Below are 21,871 nucleotides of genomic sequence, written 5' to 3' on the forward strand. Positions count from 1 at the left end.
AAAATGATAAAGGAGCGGACTGAAATGGACCTGAAAGACATTTTATCCAAATGCGACCATACGCTGCTTTCCCAAACAGCCACCTGGGAGGAAATCAGGACCCTTTGCGACGACGGGATAAAATACGGCTGCGCCAGCGTCTGCATTCCTGCGTCCTATGTGGCGCAGGCGGCGGAGTATGTCGGTGGGAAGCTGCCTATTTGCACCGTCATCGGCTTTCCCAACGGATATTCCACCACAAAGGCGAAATGCTTTGAAGCGGCCGACGCGGTGGAAAACGGTGCAGACGAAATTGACATGGTAATTCACCTTGGCTGGGTGAAGGACCGGAAATGGAACGAAGTGCTGGAGGAAATGCGGGCAGTAAAGGCCGCCTGCGGCGGAAAACTGCTGAAGGTCATTATTGAAACCTGCTTCCTCACCGAGGGAGAAAAAATTAAGCTGTGCGAGCTTGTCACCGCCACTGGCGCGGAATATATCAAAACCTCCACCGGATTTGGCGGCGGCGGGGCGACCCGGGAGGACGTGGCCCTGTTCAAGGCCCATGTGGGCCCCGACGTGAAAATCAAGGCAGCGGGCGGTATCGCCGATCTCAAGGACGCTGAGGACTTTATAAACCTTGGCGCGGACCGGCTGGGAACCTCCCGGGTGGTGAAGGCGGCAAAGGCCCTGGAACGGTAGGCGCCCGAAAGACGGAGCTTTTTCCGGGGGCTTGCCCCGGAGTAAAATAAAACATTATAAGGAGGAATTTACAATGTCCACTCCCCATAACAGCGCGGTAAAGGGCGATTTTGCCAAAACGGTTTTGATGCCGGGTGACCCTTTGCGAGCCGCGTATATCGCAGAGAATTTCCTGAAGGATGCAAGGCTTGTGAACAATGTCCGGGGCGTGCAGGGCTATACAGGTCTTTACAAGGATGTGCCCGTGTCCGTCATGGCCTCCGGTATGGGTATGCCCAGCATTGGCATCTATTCCCACGAGCTGTTCCATTTTTACGACGTGGATAACATCATCCGCGTGGGCAGCGCCGGGGCTTTGACCACGAAGCTGAATTTGAAGGACGTGGTTTTGGGCCAGGCCGCCTGCACGAATTCCAACTTCTCGCATCAGTTTGGCCTGAGCGGCGTGCTGTCCCCCGTGGCGGACTATGAGCTGCTGGAAACAGCGGTGAACGTTGCGCGCAAGTCCGGCGCAAGCTGGACGGTGGGCAGCTTCCTCTCCAGCGATATTTTCTACAACAAGGCGGACGACTCCCTGAAATGGGCGGAGTACGGCGTGCTGGCGGTGGAGATGGAGTCCGCAGCGCTGTACTGGAACGCCATGGAGGCGGGCAAGCGGGCGCTGACTATTTGCACGGTGTCCGACAGCGTGGTCACTGGCGAGGGCCTGCCCGCGGAGGAGCGGCAAACAGGCTTTGCGCAGATGATGGAGATTGCTTTGGACACCGCCGTGGAGATGGCAAAGAAGTGAGTCGTGCTTATTCGGCAAATAAAAAACAAAAATGACAGGAATACCTGTTGAAATTTTTCGGAAAAATTGATATAATTTTCCATGACGCGGGGATGGACGGCCTCCGCCCGTCTCTGCATCAAAATATTGAAAGAAGGTTTGATCCCAATGAAGAAGTTTCTTGCACTGGCTCTGGCATTGGTCATGACCGCGTCTCTGGCCGCCTGTGGTGGAGGATCCACGCCTCCCGCCGGCAGCGGCAGCGGCTCTGCTGCCACCTCATCCTATAAGGTGGCGATGATCACCGACTATGGCGATATCACTGACCAGTCCTTCAACCAGACGACTTACGAGGCCTGTAAGGCGTTCTGCGAAGCCAACAACATCCAGTTCAACTACTACAAGCCCAATGGCGACACCACCGCTGAGCGCGTGGCCATGGTGGATGCGGCTGTGGCCGACGGGTACAACGTCATCGTGATGCCCGGCTATGCTTTTGGCGGCACCATCGTGGAAGCCGCACCCCAGAACCCCGACGTGAAGTTTGTGGCGCTGGACGTGGGCGAGGGCGATTTGCTTGACCCCGCTGTCACCGCCAAGGGCGAAACATACGACTGGACCCCCGACAATTGGACGCTGTCCGACTATGTGGACCTGAGCAATGTGTACTGCGCGGTGTATCAGGAGGAGCTGTGCGGCTACATGGCGGGCTATGCCGCCGTGAAGCTGGGCTATGACCATCTGGGCTTCCTGGGCGGCATGGCGGTTCCCGCCGTGGTCCGTTATGGCTATGGCTACGTGCAGGGCGCAGATGTTGCTGCCGGTGAAACCGGGGCAAAGGTGACCATGGAGTATGTCTACGGCAACCAGTTCTTCGGCGATGGCGACATCACCGCTTACATGGACACTTGGTATACGACCATGGGCGTGCAGGCCGTGTTCGCTTGCGGTGGCGGTATTTACACCTCCGCTGCCGAGGCTGCCGCCAAGGTGGACGGTGCCAAGGTCATCGGCGTGGATACCGATCAGGCTGCCATTATTGACGCTTACGGTCAGGGCATGACCGTTACCTCCGCTATGAAGGGCCTGGCCCCCACTGTGGATACTCTGTTGGGCGAGATCGTTCTCAATGACAACTGGAACGAGTACGCTGGCAAGATTCAGACCTTGGGTCTGGTTTCCGGCGATGATCCCGCGGCCAACTACGTCCAGATCCCCATGGAGAGCACTCAGTGGAGCGACGGCTTCAGCCAGGACGACTATAAGGCGCTGGTTTCCAAGATGTACAGCGGCGAGGTCAAGGTGTCCAGCGACATCGGTGCCGAGCCTGCTGTCACCAACATCACCGTTAACTATTACGGCAACATTAAGTAATTTCACCGTGTGACCGCGGAGGAGGAAGGGCAAAAGCCCGCCCTCCTCCGCTTTTTTTATAAAACGTGAAGAAATTGTAAATTTACTTTGATATATAGAGTGGGACATAGTATAATAAGCGGAAAGAAAATCGGTTTCCTTATGACCTCTGAAACAGGGGGTAAGGGAGACGATGAAAGGGAAAAAGGAGGTTGCGGAGCTTGGAAGAGACATACGCTGTGGAAATGCTCGACATCACCAAGCGGTTCCCGGGCATCATTGCCAACGACAACATCACCCTTCGGCTGAAAAAGGGAGAGATTCACGCGCTGCTGGGAGAAAATGGCGCAGGAAAGTCCACGCTGATGAGCGTGCTGTTCGGCTTATACCAGCCGGAGGAGGGCTCCATCCGCATGGGTGGACACGAAGTCTCCATCAAGGACCCCAACGACGCAAACGCACTGGGCATCGGCATGGTTCACCAGCATTTCAAGCTGGTGGAGTGCTTCACCGTGCTTGAAAACATCATCATGGGCGTGGAGCCCAGCAAATACGGATTTTTACAGAAGGCGGAGGCCCGCGAAAAGGTGATGGCCCTATCCGACAAATACGGTTTGCGGGTGGACCCCGATGCAAAGGTGGAGGACATCTCCGTGGGCATGCAGCAGCGCACGGAGATTTTGAAAATGCTGTACCGGGAGAATGAAATCCTGATTTTTGACGAGCCCACTGCCGTCCTCACTCCTCAGGAAATTGAGGAGCTGATGGACATTATGCGGGGGCTGAAGGCTGAAGGCAAAAGCATCCTCTTTATCACCCACAAACTTAACGAAATTGTGGCCGTGGCGGACAGGTGCACCGTTCTGCGCAAGGGGGCCTACATGGGGACCGTGGCCGTGGCGGATTCCAGCAAAGAAGAGCTTAGCCGCATGATGGTGGGCCGGGACGTGGACTTTGCGGTCCGCAAGAAGGCCCGCGCGCCGGGGCAGGTGGTGCTGGAGGTGAAGGGCGTGACCGTGGCTTCCAAAATGCACAAGAACAATGCTGTGAAAAACGTGAGTTTTCAGGTCCGAGAGGGAGAAATTGTCTGCCTTGCCGGAATTGATGGCAATGGGCAGACTGAATTTGTCCATGCATTGACGGGGCTTGTAAAGCCCGCTTCGGGAAGCTTTTCCCTGCGTGGCGTGGATATGACGCGGGACTCCATCCGGGAGCGCTCCAAGCTGGGCCTGAGCCATATCCCCGAGGATCGGCACAAGCACGGGCTGGTACTGGACTATACGCTGGAGCAGAATTTGGTGCTGGAAAACTACTGGAAGCAGGAGTTTCAGAACCGGGGCTTCATCCGCTTTAAGGCGGTGCGGGAGTATGCGGAGCGGCTGATTGAGCAATATGACATCCGGTCCGGTCAGGGCCCCGTGACAAAGGCGCGGTCCATGTCCGGTGGCAACCAGCAAAAGGCCATCGTGGCCCGAGAAATCGACAAGGACCCGGAGCTTCTGGTGGCGGTCCAGCCCACCCGAGGTCTGGACGTGGGCGCCATCGAGTACATACACCGCCAGATCGTGGCCCAGAGGGATCAGGGAAAGGCCGTGCTGCTGGTGAGTTTGGAGCTGGACGAGGTGATGAGCCTGTCCGACCGCATTCTTGTCATGTACGAGGGGGAACTTGTGGGTGAGTTGGACCCCAAGACCGCCACGGTGGAAGAACTGGGGCTTTACATGGCCGGTGCAAAGCGGAAGGAGGCGGTGTGACATGGAGAAAACGAAAACGCGAGGTTCATTGCTGCGCAATGCCGGGGTTCAGTCTTTGCTTGCATCGCTTTTGTGCATTCTGATCGGACTGCTGGTGGGCTATCTGGTGCTGCTGGTAATCAATCCCGCCGGGGCGGGAAAGGCTATTGCCACCATTGTCAAAAACTTTCTCTATTATCCCAGCCGAGCCGCCCAACTTAAATATCTGGGGAGCACACTTGTGAAGACCTCTCCGCTGCTGTTATGCAGTCTATCGGTGCTGTTTGCCTATAAGGTGGGCCTGTTCAACATTGGCGCAGCGGGGCAGTATGTGGTGGGCGCAGGTGCGTCGCTGTACTGCGCACTGGCGCTGGATATGCCGTGGTATCTGTGCTTGCTGGCCGCGGTGGCGGCGGGCGCGTTGCTGGGTGCGCTGTCCGGCGTGCTGAAGGCATACTGCAATGTGAACGAGGTCATCTCCTGCATCATGCTCAACTGGATCAGCCTGTACATTGTGAACACCCTGCTGACCAATGTGAAGGAATATTCCAGCCCTTATACGCTGACGCTGGCCAGCACGAATCCCGGGGCGCTGATTCCGACGATGGGGCTTGGAAGCTTGTTCAACAACAACCAGTATGTCACCATCGCCATCCCTCTGGCGGTTTTGGTCACGGTGGTAATCTGGGTGCTATTGGAGAAGACGAAGCTGGGCTTTGAGCTGAAGGCTACCGGCTTCAATAAGTACGCCGCGCAATACTGCGGCATGAAGGAAAAGCAGAATATCATTCTTACCATGGCCATCGCGGGTGGCCTTGCAGGCATGGCGGCGGCGCTGCTTTTTCTCACCGGATTTGAGCAGTGGTCCTGCACCCAGTCGGCAGTTCCAACCATGGGCTTCAACGGAATTGCCGCAGCGTTTCTTGGGGGATTGAATCCCATCGGAACCATTTTCTCCTCTTATTTCATCCAGCACATCACCTCCGGCGGCGCGTATGTGGACAAGACCATGTACTCGTCCCAAATCTCTGATTTCATCTCCGCGCTGATTATCTATCTGTGCGGCTTTGTGCTGTTCTTTAAGTACGCGCTGAACAACCGGTTGGATCGCCGGGCAGAGCGGGAAGCAAGAGCTGCTCAGGCCGGGACCAATCAGGAAGGGGGCGAGCAGTAATGGCACTGCTGTTACAATATACGCTGATTTTCGCCTCCGTTCTGGTCTTGGTTGCTTTGGGCGGCTGCTTTTCCGAGCATTCCGGCGTCATCAACATCGGGCTGGAGGGCATCATGGTCATGGGTGCACTGGGCGGCGCGCTGATGTTGAATTTCCTGCCGCCCGAGACGTCCGCCTTTATGATGGTGCTGCTGACCGTTTTGGCGGCGGTGGCATTGGGGGCGGTATACTCGCTGCTGCTGGCGGTGGCCGCCGTCAGCTTCGGGGCGGACCAGACCATTGTGGGCACTGCCATGAACCTGCTGGGAACGGCAGCGGCAACCGTATTTGTGAAGGCTATGAATACTTCCATCAATCCTAACAACGTGTCTTCCACCATCCAGTATATCGCCGCGAAAAAGGCGTTTTTGGTGAAGCTTGGTGGCTTTGAGTTCAACTGGTTTATGTTGCTGGCCGCCATTGCGCTGGGGTGTTCCTATGTGCTGTTGTATAAAACCCGCTTTGGCCTGCGGCTGATGGCCTGCGGCGAGCATCCGCAGGCGGCGGACAGTGTGGGCATCAATGTTTATAAGATGCGCTATGCGGGCGTGCTGATCTCCGGCATTTTGGGTGGCCTTGGCGGCATCGTGTACATCACCGCCGGCGTCAGCGAATGGAAATTTGAAAACGGCGTGGCGGGCTTTGGCTTTTTGTCTCTGGCTGTGATGATTTTCGGACAGTGGAGGCCATCCCGTATCGCCTTGGCGGCGCTGCTGTTCGGCTTGTTCCGGGCGCTAAGCAACGTCTATACCGGCTTTGACTTCCTGATGGCCTTGAACCTGCCTAGCAGCGTGTACAACATGCTGCCCTACATCATCTCTCTGGTGGTGCTGGCGTTTACCTCCGGGAAGTCCCGTGCTCCCAAGGCGGAGGGAATCCCATACGACAAGGGACAACGATAAAAACAAGAAACGCGGGGCCTTTCCCATAGGGAAAGGCCCCGCGCGAGACGTTATGGGGACGCGGAGACACACCGGAGTAAAAAGATGTAAAGGCGTAGAGTCACACAGTCTTAGGGGAATGAAAATATAAAGCAGCTCCGCGGGCGCGCCCCTTTGAAAAGGAAGCGGCCTCTGCACAAAAGGTCACGTCACGGGCAGTCGCCGTCGCACAGCCGCCACTTCAAGCCGGAGTAGCGCCGCTGACGGCGGTCGTTTTCCGCCATGGCGGCCACTGCGGAATCGTCTCCCACCACAATCAAAAGCTCCCGTGCCCGGGTAAGTGCCGTGTACAGCACGCCCCGGACCATCAGCGCCGGGGCGGCGGGCATCGCCGCCAGAATCACCGCCCGGTATTCGCTGCCTTGGGCCTTATGGACCGTCTGGGCATAGGCCAAATCCAGCTCTGATAGCTGGTCGGCGGCATAGGTGCACACCCTGTCGTCAAACACCACCCGCAGCCACTCGCCGCCCGGATCGATCTGAGCCACCCGGCCCACGTCGCCGTTGAAAATGCCGGTGCCCATGCTGCCGTCGGATTTTTGCCAGATCACGTCGTAGTCATTCCGGGTCTGCATGATGCGGTCCCCCTCCCGGAAAATCCGCTCTCCCCACTGGCGCTGGCGCTTGTCCGGCGTGGGAGGATTCAGCGCCGCCTGAAGCAGGCGGTTCAGGTTTTCTGTGCCGCACTCACCCTTACGGGTGGGCGAGAGAACCTGAATCTGATCGGCCGGGACTCCCATCTTCTCTGGCAGGCGGGATTTGCACAGTTCCACCACGGTGCTCACCGCCCGGTTCGGGCTGCGGCGCACCATGAAGAAAAAGTCGTTTTGGTCGTTGACAAACCGGGGCGGCTGGCCCAAATTCACCGCGTGGGCGTTGCGGATGATGGCGGACTGCTCGGCCTGACGGAATACCTCCCGCAAAAACACCGTCTCCACCCGCTTGCTGCGGATGAGGTCGGAGAACACGTTCCCCGCCCCTACGGAGGGAAGCTGGTCCGCGTCTCCCACCAACACCAGCCGGGTGCCGGGGCGCAGCGCACGCAGCAGTGCCGCGAAGAGAGAAACATCCACCATACTCATCTCGTCCACAATCACCGCGTCCGCTTCCAGCGGCTCTTTTTCGCACTTGGCAAACGCCGCCTCCCGGGTTGTTTCGTTCCATGTCACGCCCAGTAGACGGTGGATGGTCTGGGCCTCCAGCCCGCCGGACAGCTCGCCCATCCGCTGGGCAGCGCGGCCGGTGGGCGCCGCCAACACCACGTCCAGACCCATTCGTTGAAGCAGGGCGACGATACCCCGCACAGCGGTGGTTTTTCCTGTGCCCGGCCCGCCGGTGAGGATCAGAACGCCCGTCTGTGCCGCCAAAGCCACGGCCTGACGCTGCTGTTGGGCATAGGTGATCCCCTGGGCCTGTTCGATTTCGGCAATTACTTTGTCCGGGTTCCGTCCCCGGTCCGCGTCGGCGGACAAAAGCGAAAGAAGGCGCGCGCAGGAGCCCACCTCCGCCTCCCACAGGCGGCGGAGGTAGCAGGCGGAGACGTTTGCCACCTGCTCCTGCACCACCGCGCCCCGGGCGCGGAGATCATCCACAGCCTTCTCCGCAAGGTCCGTTTCGCAGTTTAAAAGCTGAGACGTGGCAGCGGTCAGCTTGCTGCGGGGGAGAAAGACGTGGCCGTTGCCCTCGTTGTGGTTCAGCTCAAAAATCACCGCGGCCTGAAGCCGCTCATCACTGTCGGCGGCAATGCCGAGACTCATGGCGATCTCGTCTGTGGCGGAGAAAGGCACGCCGCACTCATCGGCAGAGAGAATGTAGGGATTGGAGCGTACGGCCTCCAATGCCCCGTCTCCGTGGAGCTTGCGCAGCAAAATGGCAAGGGCGGGGGACAAGCCGTATTGCGCCAAAAACGCCATCAGCCGCCGCAGGCCCATTTGAAAACGGAAGCTCTCGCCGATTTCCCGGGCTTTCTTTTCCGTGATGCCCCGCAGGCAGGTAAGCCTACCTGGCTCCCGTTCCAATATATCCAGCGTTTCTTCCCCAAACCGATCCACAATAGCGCGGGCGGTGGCAGGGCCAACACCCTTACAGACCCCGGAGGAGAGGTAGTTGAGAATGTCGTCAACCTCCTCGGGAAGGCGGCGCTCCAGCTCCAGGGCCTTGAGCTGCTCCCCGTGCTGGGAATGGGTTTCCCACACGCCGTTCACCGTCAGATGTTCGCCGGGGGCCACGCAGGGGATGCAACCCACCACCGTGTAAAGCTCGCCCTCCTCCGTCACCAGCCGCAGGACGGTATAGCCGTTGTCGGCGTTTTGAAATATGAGGCTATGTACCGTTCCGTCCAGGCAGCAGAGTTCGTCCATGCTGTTTCGTCTTCCTTTTCTCCAGTGTAATTGTGGTTGCTCAGATAAAGTGCAAATCCTTTGCCTCCACCAGCTCCACGTTGCGGCGCAGGTGGCAGAAGTATTCCGCCGTCTGCCGTGCCTCCTCTGTGATTCCGCAGTCCACCAGCAGAATTTTTGCCGAGGGCAGGGTGTGCCGGGTGCGCAGCAGCTCCCGCAGGTCGGCTTCCAGCGTGGGCGCGTCATCCCGCAGGGGAAGAATCAGCCGTACCTCGGGATTGCGGCACCGGCTGGGGAGAAACGCCCCGACGACCAGCCAGACGCAGCTCGTTACCCCCACTGCGGCCAGAAATGCGAGAACGCCATCCTGAATGAGTTCCATACCATCACCTCAGGACAGTGTATGCAAAAGCGCCCCCGGCGGTCAGTCCGGCGGCCCGTCCGGAGAGCTTGTCTCCGGGCTGTCCGACGCAGGGGAATTTTGCTGGGAAAGCAGCGTGTCCAGCTTTTTTTCTATGTCCTTCTGTTTGGCGTGGAGCTCGGTCAGCTTCATGTAAATACATGTCATCAGAGAGAAAAAGGCAGCCTGAACGATTATACTCCAAAGCGGTTCATCCGGCATACCCATCGCACCTAAACCGAAAAAAGCAAGAATGATAAACAGAAGGTATACAATCCAAAGACCGATAAAATTCCCAACCACGAAATCTGCCTACCTTTCCAAACCCAGTTCCTTCATAATCTCTTCCTCCCGCGCCCGCATCTGGACTTTCATCGGCCCCTCGTCCAGATGATCATAGCCCAGCAGATGCAGCGTGGAATGAACCGCGAGATACGCAAGCTCCCGCCGGTTTGAATGCCCGTATTCCTTTGCCTGCGCTGCCACCCGCTCCATAGAGACCACCATGTCCCCCAGAGGGAGCAGTCCGGTAAAATCCAGAAGGTCCCCTGCGGTTTCGGCAGTGGGCGGCTCGCCCGGCGTGAAGTCAAATTCCGGAAAGCTCAGAACATCGGTGGGGGTGGGGACCTTCCGTTGTTCCATGTTGATTTTGCGGATGCCTGTGTCCCCTGTGAGAAGCACGTCCACCTCACAGGGCAGGGTCACGCCCTCCATTCGGAGGGCGGTTTTAATCGCCTTGCGCACAAGGGCGCAGGTTTTTTCGTTGGAAGCGCCCGGCACGTCGGCGGTGACGGGGATATAATGGCTCTTTCTCATGACCGTTTCGCCTTTCTCCCGGCACTTTTCTGCCGGGCCAGCTCGTCCCGTTCATAGGCCTCCACAATTCGCTGGACCATGACGTGACGAACTACGTCCGCGTTGGTGAGCTGGCAGATGCCAATGCCCTCCACGCCTTGCAGCACCCGGATGGCCTCCTTCAAGCCCGAGATCTTGTCGGAGGGCAGGTCAATCTGGGTTACATCGCCGGTGATGACGATTTTGGAGCCGAAGCCCAGTCGGGTGAGGAACATCTTCATCTGCTCCCGGCTGGTGTTCTGGGCCTCGTCGAGAATGATGAAGCTGTCATCCAGCGTCCGGCCCCGCATATAGGCCAGAGGGGCCACCTCGATATTTCCCCGTTCCAGATATTTCTGGTACGTCTCCGCGCCCAGCATATCAAACAGCGCGTCGTACAGCGGGCGGAGGTAGGGATCCACCTTGCTTTGCAAATCCCCGGGCAAAAAACCCAGCCGCTCTCCGGCCTCCACGGCAGGACGTGTAAGGATGATGCGGTTAACCTGCTTGTCCCGGAATGCAGCCACGGCGGCGGCCACCGCCAGATAAGTCTTTCCGGTGCCTGCCGGGCCAACGCCCACCGTGACCGTGTTTTTCAGCACCGATTTAAGATATTGCTTCTGACCGATGGTTTTGGGCTTTACGGGGCGGCCCTTGGCGGTGATGCACAGTACGTCGCCGGTCAGCTCCGCAATCTGTCCCTCCTTACCGGTGCGAACCAGAGAGATGACGTAGCGCACGTTTTGCTCTCCGATGGCCTCGCCCCGGGAGGAAAGAGTCAAAAGTCCCTGCACGGCCTTCACGGCCAGCAAAACGTTTTCCGGCTCGCCATTTACCCGCAGCTCCCCATCCCGGTTCACCACGGCCACGGAAAATTCCTGTTCCACCAGACGGATGTTTTCATCAAAGGAGCCAAAAATGTTCACCGCCTGCTCCAGCCGTTCAATGCTGATTCGCTGTTCCAAATATGACCACTCCCGTTTGCCGGGCGGCGGCGCGTTCCCGCCGCCCGAATCTGAATGATGGTTTCCCGCAGGGGAAACCGGCCGTCCCCGGGACGGCCGTAAACAAAATCGTAAAGAGAAACGCTTTAAAGAAAAGGATTCCCCAAAGCGCTCTGGAAAAATGCTAAAAAGGGTGCACATAAGAAGAAAAACCGAAATTGACCCGAAAAGCGGCGTTAAGACACCGAAGGTCCGGTTACTCCGCCGCCGCCTCCAGCGGCACGGTGCGGCCAATTTCCTCAATGCACTCCGCCGTCAGCGTGACGCGCATCACATCGCCCGTCTGCCGGGAGGAAACGAGGGTGGAGCGAATTTCCCCATCATCGCCCATCAAAGAGGCGAGGTGTGCGGTGAGCGCCTCTCCTCCCGCGGCCTCCGTCTCCTGGGCCGAGCGGGTCCGAACCGTGGGCTCGAAGGGACGGTAAATCTCCGTCTCCACCGTCACGGGCAGGGATAGACCAAACACGGACACCCGCTTCCGTGTGACCATTTTATCATAGAATGCCCCAAAATATCTACTGTTTCCATAGAATTTTATCCGCCGTGTTCCGAAAATCAGGGACCGACGTGTTTCTTCCTTTTCGGCGGCGCCGGTTTCCGATATCGTCAGGGGGAAATTTGCCTCCAACCGATACCATGTCCGGGCGGTGATGGAGCCGGCAGCCGTGGTGATGCGGGCGCCAAAGGTATCCAAGTCCTCAATGCCGGAAATTAAAAGCTGGTCTTTTTCCACGGTGTCCCCGACACTGACGCACTTTTTCCCCAAAAAAGCGTGAACCTCCAGAACGAGACCGTCCCGTCTGGCCGTCACATTGCAGGGAGCGCGGCGGTCCACCGGCTCCGGCGCGGGGACTCGCTCCCGCACCTGCACATAGGCACGGCAGCCAGAGACATTTACCGTCAGCCAGCTCAGTTCGGGAACTTCCAAAAGAATGTGGTTGCGCAAATCCTCTCCGTCAATGGAAAAGCCAAACGTACCAAAGCCCACGCCGTTTTCTTCCAATGCGCGCAGAATTTTTTCCTCCGGTACTGTCACAGCGCCGTCCACCGTAATCTCCCAGATGAAAAAGCTGCTGAAAAACAGCCCCAGAGCGCAGAGCACCAGTCCCGCCGCCAGCGCCTGCCGACGGCGGAATTTCCCCACGAAAAAGGGAGCGCCTTCCCGTTTTTGTACATGCAGCGTGCAGTCCAGATTCCGGACCAGCAGACGCAGAACCCGAAAATCCCGCCGGGAGAGAACGCAGAGAAACGTGTCGGCGCTCTCCCAACGCACATCCCACAGCTCCAGTCTGCGTTGGGCGCACAGATTTAAAATCCGCTCCGGGAAGGAGCTTTCCACCCGCAGCCGCACCTGCCCCCGTAGGCGGTTTACCAGCTCGTCAAGCATCCGATTTCACCCATTCCACCCGTTCCACCGCTCCGCCAATGCGCAGTTCTTCCCCCGTCAAGGCCTCCAGCGTCAGGCACCGGCCGGAAACACGCAGAATCCCGCAGGGAGTGTTTACATCAATGCATTGGTCGCTGTAAGCCAAAATGCCGTTGTGGTGCTCCACAAACAGCCGCCTGTCTCCGATCATTTCCAAATGGCACAGTCCCGCTACCACGTCGCCGGGGAGGTCAAACAGCTCCGCCAGCTCCGTCAGCGGCGTGTCCCGCCGCTTGCGTTTTTCCATCGTCTCACCTCGCTCAACTCTATGAGCGAGATGGCAAAAACTTGCCGGGGGCCAAGCCTTTTTCCATCGGATGGCAGGTATGACCGAACTTACCGGTGCATAATGTGTCCCGAGGGGGCGGTGGGTTGAAAAAGAGGGCGATATTGTGTCTTGCGGCGGCGCTGGGGCTGGCGGCGCTGCTGGCGGACGCGGAGGGAGTTCGCCAAAGTGTGAGTGAAGCGCTTTCCCTGTGCGCTGAGACGGTGATTCCTTCTCAATTCCTCTTTCTCGCCGCCACCTCTTTGCTGGTGATGCTTGGGGTGGGCGAGGTGCTGGCGCCCCGGCTGGAATTTCTAATGTGGCCCCTGTTCCGGGTGGACGGAGCAGGGGCGGTCGCGCTGTTGCTGGGTTTGGTGGGGGGCTATCCCATCGGGGCCAGAACCACGGCGGAGCTGTACCGGGAGGGGCTGCTGCGTACCGACGAGGCGGAGCGGCTGCTGGCCTTTTGCAACACGGCAAACCCGGCGTTTCTCATCAGCGTATTGGGCGCGGGGGTGTTTGGCAGCGTCCACACGGGGGTGTGGCTATGGCTGATTCATGTGCTTTCCGCGTTATTGACCGGAATCTTATTTCGCCGGGGGGCTGGGCAACAGCGCGGGTCGCGGCGGCGGATCACGGCACGGGCCGTGCCGTTTTCGCAGACCGTGGTGCAGTCGGTCCGCCGGGCGCTGGACTCCATTCTGGGCATCTGCGCATTTGTCGTCATATTTTATGTACTGGCCCGGCCTCTGCGGGGCCTACCCGGTCTTGCGGGCGCAGCGGCGGTGGGCTTTGTGGAGTTATTTTCCGTCATTCCTCAGCTAACTGCCAACCGGACTGGGTTTGTTCTGGCGTCAGTGCTGGCGGGCTGGGGGGGCGTGTCGGTGCTGTGCCAAACGTTGGCAGTGCTGGCAGACAGCGGTCTTTCCACCCGCAATTGCCTTGTGGGCAAGGCGGTGCAAGCGGGCATCGCCGGTGGGCTGGCGCTGCTGACAGCGGGGTATGTGTTGGGCTAAAAACTATTTCTTCCGGGGAGCCGCACTTTGTGAGGCGGTTTCCCCGGACTGTTGCGTTGATTGTGGCGTTACTGCTAAAAACTGGATGAAGTATCCGATTTTAAGATATCGAATGAATATCTTATTTCAAGATATATATACTTCCAATAGGTGATTGACATGAGAAATGAAATTTTAAAATATGAGCGGATCCGAAGTCTGCGGATTGACCGGGGATTGACGCAGACAGAGGTTGCAGAAGTGCTGCACGTAAAGCAAAACACATATTGCCAGTACGAAATAGGCGTGCTGAATTATCCGCTGGACGTGGCTGTCCGTCTGGCGGAGTATTACGGTGTCAGCGTGGACTATCTGGTGGGGCTGACGGACGAGCCTACTCCCTATCCCCGGGGGCGGAGGATGCGATGAAGGCGTTGGATACAATTCTGGACCTGCTGTTTCCCCCGAAATGCCCTTTCTGCCGCCGGGTTGTGGATCACACAGGGATCTGCGGAGCTTGCGAAAAAGCCCTGCCATGGACGGAAGGGGAGGCGGGTCTGCACAAAGGTGCGGGCGGCTTTATTTGCGCCGCGCCGCTTTTTTATGAAGGCACGGTGCGGGAGGCTTTGCTGCGCCTGAAGTTTCACGGAGAATCACATCTGGCGGGACCGCTGGGGATGCTGGTGGCCCGCTGCGCAGCGGAGCAGTTTTCGGGGAACTTTGATGTGGTGACATGGGTTCCGGTGGGGCCAAAGCGACTGCGGGAGCGGGGCTATGATCAGGCCCGGTTGTTGGCGGAGGCTGCCTGCCAAGCGTGGGAGATCCGCCCGGAGCGGCTTTTGGAGAAAATGGGAGACAATCCGGCTCAGTCGGGCCTCGGGGACTCGGATGCCCGGCGGGCCAACGTGCTGGGGATGTATACTGTCCCATCCGCGGCGCGGACGGAGGGGCGGCGGATTTTGCTTGTCGACGATATCTGCACCACCGGCGCGACGCTGACGGAGTGTGTCCGTACGCTGAAGGATGACGGCGCGACGAGCGTAGTCTGCGTAGCGGCAGCCCTTACCCAGCCCCAAAAAGAGGCTGCAAAAAAACAGGCGAAAAAGTGCTGAGAATTTTCATAATTTACAGAATGTACTTGCAATCTGCCATCTTCGCCGATATAATGTACCCGTATGATTGTGTGCGGTGAAAGCCGCTTTTCATAATTTTCATAAGAACGGCAGAGAATACTGCGGAAAGTGCATGAGGTGGAGGCATGGCCATGGCAAGGGATATCGGTATCGATCTCGGTACCGCTTCGGTTTTGGTATACGTCAAGGGCAAGGGAATTGTGCTGAACGAGCCCAGCGTGGTGGCGCTGGATAAAAATACGGGGAAGCTGCTTCAGGTCGGCTCGGACGCCCAAGCCATGCTGGGCCGTACTCCGGGCAACATCATTGCGATCCGTCCTCTGCGCGAGGGCGTGATTTCCGACTATGACATGACGGAGCGGATGCTTCGGGAGTTCATCCGGAAGGTGGCGGGCTTCTCCTTTTTCAAGCCAAGAGTGATTATCTGCATCCCCTCCGGCATCACGGAGGTGGAAGAGCGCGCTGTGATCGACGCGGGCATTCAGGCGGGCGCGCGGAAGGTTTATCTCATTGAGGAGCCAGTGGCGGCCGCCATCGGCGCCGGCATCGACATTGCCAAGCCCGACGGACATATGGTAGTGGACATCGGCGGCGGAACCGCCGACATCGCGGTAATTTCCCTCAGTGGCATTGTGGAGTCCGCATCCATTAAAGTGGCGGGCGACCAGCTCAACGAGGCTGTGGTGAAATACATGCGCCGCAAGCACAACCTGCTGGTGGGCGAGCGAACCGCAGAGGACATGAAAATCAAAATCGGCTGTGTTTTCCCCAAGGACGAGGAAGAGACGCTGGACGTGAAGGGCCGGTGCCTGCTGACGGGCCTGCCTAAGGTGATCACCGTCAGCTCCACCGAGATGATGGACGCTTTTGAAGAGCCGGTGGAGCGGATTATGGAGGCCATCCACTCCGTTTTGGAGCGCACGCCTCCGGAGCTGGTGGCGGATATTTCCACCAACGGCATTGTCATGACCGGCGGCGGCAGTCTCGTTTCCGGGTTTGACAAACTGGTGGCCGCCCGGACTGGCATTCACACCATGGTGGCAGAGGACGCCATCTCTTGTGTGGCGCTTGGCACCGGCAAAAGTCTGGAGGAGCTGAACAACATGCAGGACGGCACTCAGAACCTGAGCCGTCGCCGCCAGATGAACTAAAAACCGGAAATATTTCGCTGGACAGGCGTTTAGACGGCGGAAGAGCAGGTTCACGTTTTTCAAGAATAAGGTCCGCCGCCTTCTGGCGGCGCAGTGCAAGGCCCCGGGAAATTACTCCCCGGGGCCTTGGCTTTTGCTGTTTGTAGGGGGCTTGTGGAAAATCTGCGGGGCTAATAAAAAATATGGTAAATAAAAAAAGTATCTTGCGAAATGTACAATAGTCTGCTATGCTAAGAAAGTTAAATTGGTTAAGTTCAACACTTTAAAGCAAATAAACGGAGGGAAGCATGGAAAACGGATTAGAGAAAAAGTACGGCCTGCCCACGGCCATCTGCATGGTGGTGGGAATCGTCATCGGCTCTGGCGTGTTCTTCAAGGCGGAGGCGGTGTTGGTGCAGACCGGGGGCAATATGCCCTTGGGAATTCTGGCGTGGCTGATTGTGGGCGCAATTATGATTGTGTGCTCTTATGTGTTTGCAACGATGGCCAATCGCTATGAAAAAGTCAACGGTGTGGTGGACTATGCCGAGGCGACGGTGGGAAAACGCTATGCGTATCTGATGGGCTGGTTTATGAGCACCATCTATACCCCGGCCCTTACCAGCGTGCTGGCATGGGTTTCCGCCCGGTACTTTTCCGTACTGATGGGTTGGGACATCACCGGCGGATCCTGCCTTGTGTTGGCTTGCTTTTTCCTGTGCGCAGACTATGCACTCAACGCGCTGTCTCCTCGCATCGCGGGAAAGTTTCAGGTTTCGACCACTGTCATTAAAATGGTTCCGCTGCTGCTGATGGGCGTGGTGGGCGTCATCGTGGGTCTTGTCAACGGACAGATGGCGCAGAACTTTGCCACTGTCTCTGCCGCCACCGTTTCCTCCGGCGAGGGATTAATGAAGGCCACCGTGGCAGTGGCGTTTGCGTATGAGGGCTGGGTGCTGGCCACCTCCATCAACGCGGAACTGCGGGATGCAAAAAGAAATCTTCCCCGCGCGCTGGTACTGGGGTCCTTCATCGTAGTGATTACGTATATCCTGTATTACATCGGCCTCAACGGTGCGGTAACCACGGAAGAGCTGATGGCCAGCGGACAGGCCGCTGCAAAGATGGCCTATCAGCGGGTGTTTGGTGAGGCTGCGGGCACCGTAGTGTTTGTGCTGATTGTAATTTCCTGCCTTGGGACGCTGAATGGGCTGATGCTGGCCAACTGCCGCTGCTTCTATGCGCTGGCCGCTCGGGGACAGGGCCCCAAGCCTGAAATGTTCCGGCAGGTGGATCCGGTGACCAACATGCCCAACAACTCCGCGATTCTCTCGCTGCTCTTCGCCGCGTTCTGGCTGCTGTATTTCTACGGGGCAAACCTGACGGCAGGCTGGTTCGGGCCCTTCTGCTTTGATTCCTCTGAGCTGCCCATTATCACGCTGTATGGCATGTATATCGCCATGTTTATTCAGTTTATGCGCAAGGAGCGGACGCTGGGTGCGTTTAAGCGCTTTGTCATGCCGGCTCTGGGGCTGGGAGGCTGCGGCTTTATGGTGTATGCTGCATTTGCGGGCTATGGTGTAAAGGTGTTTTACTATCTGGTGGTTTACGCGGCGTTTATGCTGGTGGGCGGCTTCTTCTACCGTAAAAACGTCTGATCGCAGCGCGAATTTTAAACAGGTTCCGCCGGTCTCGGTAAGGGCGCGCCGATTGGGTGCGTTTCGCCGGGACCGGCGGTTTCGTCTTGCCATTTGCAGGGAATGGGGTATAATGAAAAAAACGACTGTGGGGGGATTTTGTGTTAAACACCACGCTGTGCTATCTGGAGCGGGGAGAGGAATACCTCATGCTCCACCGGGTGAAAAAGAAACATGATTTAAACCACGACAAATGGATTGGCGTGGGTGGAAAGTTCCTGGAAGGAGAAAGCCCGGAGGAGTGCCTCTTGCGTGAGGCAAAGGAGGAGACGGGGCTGACACTGACCCGCTGGCGCTATCGAGGTCTTGTAACCTTCCTTTCCGACAAATGGGAAGGGGAGTACATGCATCTGTTTACGGCTGACGCGTGGACGGGGGAGCAGACCGTGTGCGACGAGGGAGATCTGCGCTGGATTGGTAAGAAAGAGCTGCGCAGGTTGCCGCTGTGGAGCGGGGACAATATATTTCTTGATTTGTTGGAGTCCGACGCGCCCTTTTTCTCCTTGAAGCTGCGTTATGAGGGGCAGACTCTGACGGAGGCTGCCCTGAATGGCAAGCCATTAGAGCTTCCAAAGGAAGGCGGGACGGGGTTGTCTTAAAAAATTGTCGGATGTTTCCGGCGAGATTCGGAATTGGAAGGAGCATAGGTATGGGCACGATTTTGCTATATGGGTTTGAAGAGCTGAACGATATTCTGTTAATTAAGGCCGCTGTGGGTCCCTTTGGAGCAGAGGTGAAGCCCGTCTTCCGGGACGGATGGCGCACTCCCGTTGGGGCACTGGCGGGGCGAGAAACTCGGCCAGCCCGGGAAGGCGTATTTTCCGGAAAGCTGGGGGGCCAGATGATGGTCTTCTGTGATTTGGAGCAGCAGTTGGAAGGGCTTTTGGCGGCTCTGCGCCAGGCGGGCGTGGGAGCAGGGGGCTATAAGGCGGTGCTTACCAAATGGAATCAGGAGTGGGATGGCATCGCCCTGTTTGCAGAGCTGCAACGCGAGCGGCGAGAAATCGAGGCCCGCAAGCGGGAACAGGCGGAGAAGAAATGAGGCTGCTGGTTTCTGCGTGCCTGCTTGGCCTGCCCTGCCGATATGACGGCGGGGCCAACCGCCTTGCGGGAATCGAATCACTGCTGGAGCAGCACGAGTGCATTCCCGTTTGCCCAGAGCAGTTGGGCGGGTTGTGCACGCCCCGCTCACCCGCCGAATGCCGGGAAGGGCGCGTTTTCACCCGGGAGGGCGCCGAAGTGACAGCGGAATTTGAAAGAGGCGCACAGGCCACGCTGGAACTGGCGCGGCTGTTTGGCTGCGAAGCGGCGCTGTTGAAAGAGCGCAGCCCTTCCTGTGGCAGCGGCGTGATTCACGACGGTGGCTTTTCCGGCGGACTGACCGCCGGGGACGGCGTGACAGCAGCGCTTTTAAAGGCGGAGGGCATTGCCGTATACGGAGAGACACGCGTGGAAGAGCTGCCCGATTAATCACCGGGAAATTAGGGTAATTGGCGGATTTTTGCCGCAAAAGGTTGACTTTTATAGAAGTTTTGCTATAATTAGACGTATTGCATGATAGAGGTGCGACAGTCAAAAGTAGCGTTTCCCAAGCAGGCCGAGGGGGAGACGGGAAAGGGACTGTCGCCGAGGTTTTGTTCCCTGTGGCCTGAAGGGGGCGGAGCCGGTTCGTCGGAGAACATCCGCCGGACTGTCGCCCTGCGGGGCGGAGCGCTGTCGTGATTCGTACGGGTTTGCGGTATGAAGTCATGACGCTTAGTCATGACTTCGCTTTTTTGGAGGAGCTTCCATGAAGAACAAACCCTACCGAAAGGTGGCGCTTCTTGCCGCCGTGTTTTTCGTCCTGCTAACTGTTCCCGCCTTTGCTGCCGGAGCGGGGTCCGACGCGGCCCCTGTGTTTTACAAGACGATCTGGTCCCTGCTGCCCCCGGTGGTGGCTATCGCGCTGGCGCTGGCTACCAAGGAGGTCTATTCCTCGCTGTTTCTGGGGATTCTCACCGGAGGGCTGCTGTGGTCTGGCTTTTCCTTTGAGGGGACCGTCACCCATGTGTTTCAGGATGGAATTGTCTCTGTCCTTTCAAATGGGTACAACGTGGGAATCATTGCGTTTTTGGTGATTTTGGGAGCAATGGTGAGCCTGATGAACCGCTCGGGAGGCTCCGCGGCCTTTGGCCGCTGGGCCCAAAAGAACATTAAAACCCGGACGGGCGCTCAGCTTGCCACCATTGTGCTGGGTATGTTGATTTTCGTTGACGACTATTTTAACTGTCTTACCGTTGGCAGTGTGATGCTCCCTGTGACGGACAGCCACAAGGTCTCCCGGGCGAAACTGGCCTATTTGATTGACGCAACGGCGGCGCCGATTTGCATCATCGCGCCCATCTCCTCATGGGCCGCCGCTGTCAGTGCCTTTGTGGACGACGGATCCGGCCTTGCGCTGTTTATTCGCGCCATCCCCTATAACTACTACGCGCTGCTGACCATCCTCATGATGGTCGGCCTGGTGGTGATGAAAACAGATTTCGGCCCCATGTCCGTCCACGAGGCCAATGCCAACAAGGGTGATCTGTTTTCTGGGAAAAATCCCTATGCCACTGAGAATGAGTGCAATGTATCGGACAGCGGCACGGTGGCGGACTTAGTGGCGCCGATTGTGGTGCTGGTGGCCTGCTGTGTCACGGGGATGATTTATTCTGGCGGCTTTTTCTCCGGCGCCAGCTTTGTGGACGCCTTCTCCAGGTCCGACGCGTCCGTGGGGCTTCTGCTGGGCAGCGCGTTTGGGCTGACGTTTACGATGGGCTTCTATCTGCTGCGCCGGCGGATGAGCTTTAAGGAAATGATGGACTGCATTCCGGAGGGGTTCAAGGCCATGGTTCCGGCTATCCTGATTCTCACCTTTGCGTGGAGCCTGAAGGCCATGACAGATTCTCTGGGTGCGCGGGAGTTTGTGGCGGCCGTGGTGAAGAACTCCGCTCAGAGCTTCCAGCTTCTGCTGCCCGCCCTTGTGTTTGTGATCGGCTGCCTGCTGGCCTTTGCCACGGGGACCTCCTGGGGAACTTTCGGTATTCTGATTCCCATTGTGTTAAGCGTGTTTCCGCTGGAGAGCGGAAATCCCCTGAGCGTCATCTGCATCTCCGCCTGCATGGCGGGCGCAGTGTGCGGGGACCATTGCTCCCCCATTTCCGACACCACCATCATGGCCTCGGCGGGGGCCAAGTGCGACCATGTGAGTCATGTGTCCACTCAGCTGCCTTACGCCGTCACGGCGGCGGCGGTGAGCTGCGTGACCTATATCGTGGCAGGCACTTTTGCAACCGCGGGAATCGCACCATGGCTGGCGCTGCCCGTGGGCGTGGCGCTCATGCTGCTGACGTTGGCGGTGGCAGCCCGTTTCAAAAAGCTATAAAAAACGATTGACAAATGCTTCGACCACGGGTATACTACGCTTTAATCAAAACAAACCGAAGCGCCGGAGTGAGTACCCATATCCGAGCCCGGTATAGAGAGCCGCTGATGGTGGAAATGCGGCGCGGGCAGATTTGGCGAATGGACCGGCAAGGGTGAACTGAACGGCGGAAGCTCAGTAGGGGAGACGGGGAAGGCGCCTCGTTAAAAAAGGTCAGCACATGACAGTGTGCGGAAAAGTGGGCGCGGGTACCGCGTCAAGCCGGGTGGCACCACAGGAGTGAAATCGCTCTTGTCCCTGCAAGTATTTGCAGGGACAAGAGCTTTTTTTATTTTTAATTTGGCCATTGATACGGCCGAATGCTTCAGAAAGGAAGGGAACACTATGGAACACAAAATCCCGTACAAAACCTATTTGACCGAACAGGAGCTTCCCAGGCAGTGGTACAATGTGCGCGCGGATATGAAGACTGACCACCGTCCCATTCTGCATCCGGGCACGCTGAAGCCCGTGACCCCGGCAGATATGGCACCCATCTTCTGCGACAAGCTC

General features: G+C 57.9%; 23 protein-coding genes and 1 riboswitch. Of the genes, 16 read left to right on the top strand and 7 right to left on the bottom strand.

Annotated features, from left to right (window positions below):
- Positions 1–24 precede the first annotated feature (24 nt).
- From deoC to RT018_RS00835, 6 genes are all read left to right on the top strand, one after another.
- Positions 25–681 (top strand): deoxyribose-phosphate aldolase, encoded by a 657-nt coding sequence (gene deoC / locus RT018_RS00810; protein WP_312938627.1) that lies wholly within the window; start codon positions 25–27, stop codon positions 679–681.
- Between the two features lie 73 nt (positions 682–754).
- Positions 755–1,471, top strand: a complete 717-nt coding sequence (gene deoD / locus RT018_RS00815; protein ID WP_312938628.1) for a purine-nucleoside phosphorylase — start codon at positions 755–757, stop codon at positions 1,469–1,471.
- Positions 1,472–1,618: 147 nt separating this feature from the next.
- Entirely contained in the window at positions 1,619–2,824 is a 1,206-nt protein-coding gene (locus RT018_RS00820) for a BMP family ABC transporter substrate-binding protein (protein ID WP_312938629.1), read from the top strand.
- A gap of 224 nt (positions 2,825–3,048) precedes the next feature.
- On the top strand, positions 3,049–4,557 hold the full coding sequence (locus RT018_RS00825) for an ABC transporter ATP-binding protein (protein WP_312938667.1): 1,509 nt from the start codon (positions 3,049–3,051) through the stop codon (positions 4,555–4,557).
- A gap of 1 nt (position 4,558) precedes the next feature.
- The gene (locus tag RT018_RS00830) at positions 4,559–5,710 is read left to right on the top strand and encodes an ABC transporter permease (protein WP_312938630.1); all 1,152 of its coding nucleotides are present in this window, start codon (positions 4,559–4,561) and stop codon (positions 5,708–5,710) included.
- Positions 5,710–6,651 (top strand): ABC transporter permease, encoded by a 942-nt coding sequence (locus RT018_RS00835; RefSeq protein WP_312938631.1) that lies wholly within the window; start codon positions 5,710–5,712, stop codon positions 6,649–6,651. Before RT018_RS00830 ends, RT018_RS00835 begins: the two co-directional genes overlap by 1 nt.
- 188 nt (positions 6,652–6,839) lie before the next feature.
- Here RT018_RS00835 and RT018_RS00840 read toward each other — a convergent pair whose 3' ends face one another.
- The 7 genes from RT018_RS00840 to RT018_RS00870 all read right to left on the bottom strand — a co-directional run bounded on the left by RT018_RS00840 (position 6,840) and on the right by RT018_RS00870 (position 12,940).
- Positions 6,840–9,050: an ATP-dependent RecD-like DNA helicase gene (locus RT018_RS00840; protein WP_312938632.1), complete on the bottom strand. Its 2,211-nt coding sequence runs from the start codon at positions 9,048–9,050 to the stop codon at positions 6,840–6,842.
- 40 nt (positions 9,051–9,090) lie between these two features.
- Positions 9,091–9,411, bottom strand: coding sequence for a hypothetical protein (locus tag RT018_RS00845; RefSeq protein ID WP_312938633.1), 321 nt, complete (start codon positions 9,409–9,411; stop codon positions 9,091–9,093).
- A gap of 42 nt (positions 9,412–9,453) precedes the next feature.
- A complete protein-coding gene (locus RT018_RS00850) occupies positions 9,454–9,651 on the bottom strand; it encodes a hypothetical protein (protein ID WP_312938634.1) in 198 nt (65 codons plus the stop codon).
- Between the two features lie 90 nt (positions 9,652–9,741).
- Positions 9,742–10,245, bottom strand: coding sequence for an rRNA maturation RNase YbeY (ybeY, locus tag RT018_RS00855; RefSeq protein WP_312938635.1), 504 nt, complete (start codon positions 10,243–10,245; stop codon positions 9,742–9,744).
- The gene (locus RT018_RS00860) at positions 10,242–11,228 is read right to left on the bottom strand and encodes a PhoH family protein (RefSeq protein ID WP_312938636.1); all 987 of its coding nucleotides are present in this window, start codon (positions 11,226–11,228) and stop codon (positions 10,242–10,244) included. Before RT018_RS00860 ends, ybeY begins: the two co-directional genes overlap by 4 nt.
- Before the next feature lie 235 nt (positions 11,229–11,463).
- Complete coding sequence (yqfD, locus tag RT018_RS00865; protein ID WP_312938638.1) at positions 11,464–12,654, bottom strand: sporulation protein YqfD; 1,191 nt, start codon at positions 12,652–12,654, stop codon at positions 11,464–11,466.
- Positions 12,647–12,940 (bottom strand): YabP/YqfC family sporulation protein, encoded by a 294-nt coding sequence (locus RT018_RS00870; protein ID WP_312938639.1) that lies wholly within the window; start codon positions 12,938–12,940, stop codon positions 12,647–12,649. The genes yqfD and RT018_RS00870 overlap by 8 nt, the downstream gene beginning before the upstream one ends.
- 125 nt (positions 12,941–13,065) lie before the next feature.
- Between RT018_RS00870 and RT018_RS00875 the strand changes: the two genes are divergently transcribed.
- The 10 genes from RT018_RS00875 to RT018_RS00920 form a co-directional block, all read left to right on the top strand.
- Positions 13,066–13,974 carry a nucleoside recognition domain-containing protein gene (locus tag RT018_RS00875; protein ID WP_312938640.1) on the top strand — a complete coding sequence of 303 codons (909 nt, stop codon included), beginning with the start codon at positions 13,066–13,068 and terminating at the stop codon, positions 13,972–13,974.
- Positions 13,975–14,133: 159 nt separating this feature from the next.
- Entirely contained in the window at positions 14,134–14,382 is a 249-nt protein-coding gene (locus tag RT018_RS00880) for a helix-turn-helix transcriptional regulator (RefSeq protein WP_312938641.1), read from the top strand.
- Positions 14,379–15,065 carry a double zinc ribbon domain-containing protein gene (locus RT018_RS00885; RefSeq protein ID WP_312938642.1) on the top strand — a complete coding sequence of 229 codons (687 nt, stop codon included), beginning with the start codon at positions 14,379–14,381 and terminating at the stop codon, positions 15,063–15,065. Before RT018_RS00880 ends, RT018_RS00885 begins: the two co-directional genes overlap by 4 nt.
- 146 nt (positions 15,066–15,211) lie before the next feature.
- Complete coding sequence (locus tag RT018_RS00890) at positions 15,212–16,237, top strand: rod shape-determining protein MreB (RefSeq protein ID WP_312938643.1); 1,026 nt, start codon at positions 15,212–15,214, stop codon at positions 16,235–16,237.
- Between the two features lie 287 nt (positions 16,238–16,524).
- Entirely contained in the window at positions 16,525–17,874 is a 1,350-nt protein-coding gene (locus RT018_RS00895) for an APC family permease (RefSeq protein WP_312938644.1), read from the top strand.
- 140 nt (positions 17,875–18,014) lie between these two features.
- Complete coding sequence (locus RT018_RS00900) at positions 18,015–18,512, top strand: 8-oxo-dGTP diphosphatase (RefSeq protein WP_312938645.1); 498 nt, start codon at positions 18,015–18,017, stop codon at positions 18,510–18,512.
- A gap of 50 nt (positions 18,513–18,562) precedes the next feature.
- Positions 18,563–18,955, top strand: a complete 393-nt coding sequence (locus tag RT018_RS00905; RefSeq protein WP_312938646.1) for a DUF3783 domain-containing protein — start codon at positions 18,563–18,565, stop codon at positions 18,953–18,955.
- Positions 18,952–19,383 carry a DUF523 domain-containing protein gene (locus tag RT018_RS00910; RefSeq protein WP_312938647.1) on the top strand — a complete coding sequence of 144 codons (432 nt, stop codon included), beginning with the start codon at positions 18,952–18,954 and terminating at the stop codon, positions 19,381–19,383. Before RT018_RS00905 ends, RT018_RS00910 begins: the two co-directional genes overlap by 4 nt.
- Before the next feature lie 80 nt (positions 19,384–19,463).
- A riboswitch (Lysine riboswitch) is annotated at positions 19,464–19,637 on the top strand.
- Between the two features lie 65 nt (positions 19,638–19,702).
- A complete protein-coding gene (locus tag RT018_RS00915; protein ID WP_312938648.1) occupies positions 19,703–21,319 on the top strand; it encodes a Na+/H+ antiporter NhaC family protein in 1,617 nt (538 codons plus the stop codon).
- Between the two features lie 462 nt (positions 21,320–21,781).
- Positions 21,782–21,871: hypothetical protein (locus tag RT018_RS00920; RefSeq protein WP_312938668.1), on the top strand; the 90-nt coding region annotated here is incomplete at its 3' end.

The organism is Oscillibacter sp. (assembly GCF_032060045.1).
GTDB lineage: Bacteria > Bacillota > Clostridia > Oscillospirales > Oscillospiraceae > Oscillibacter.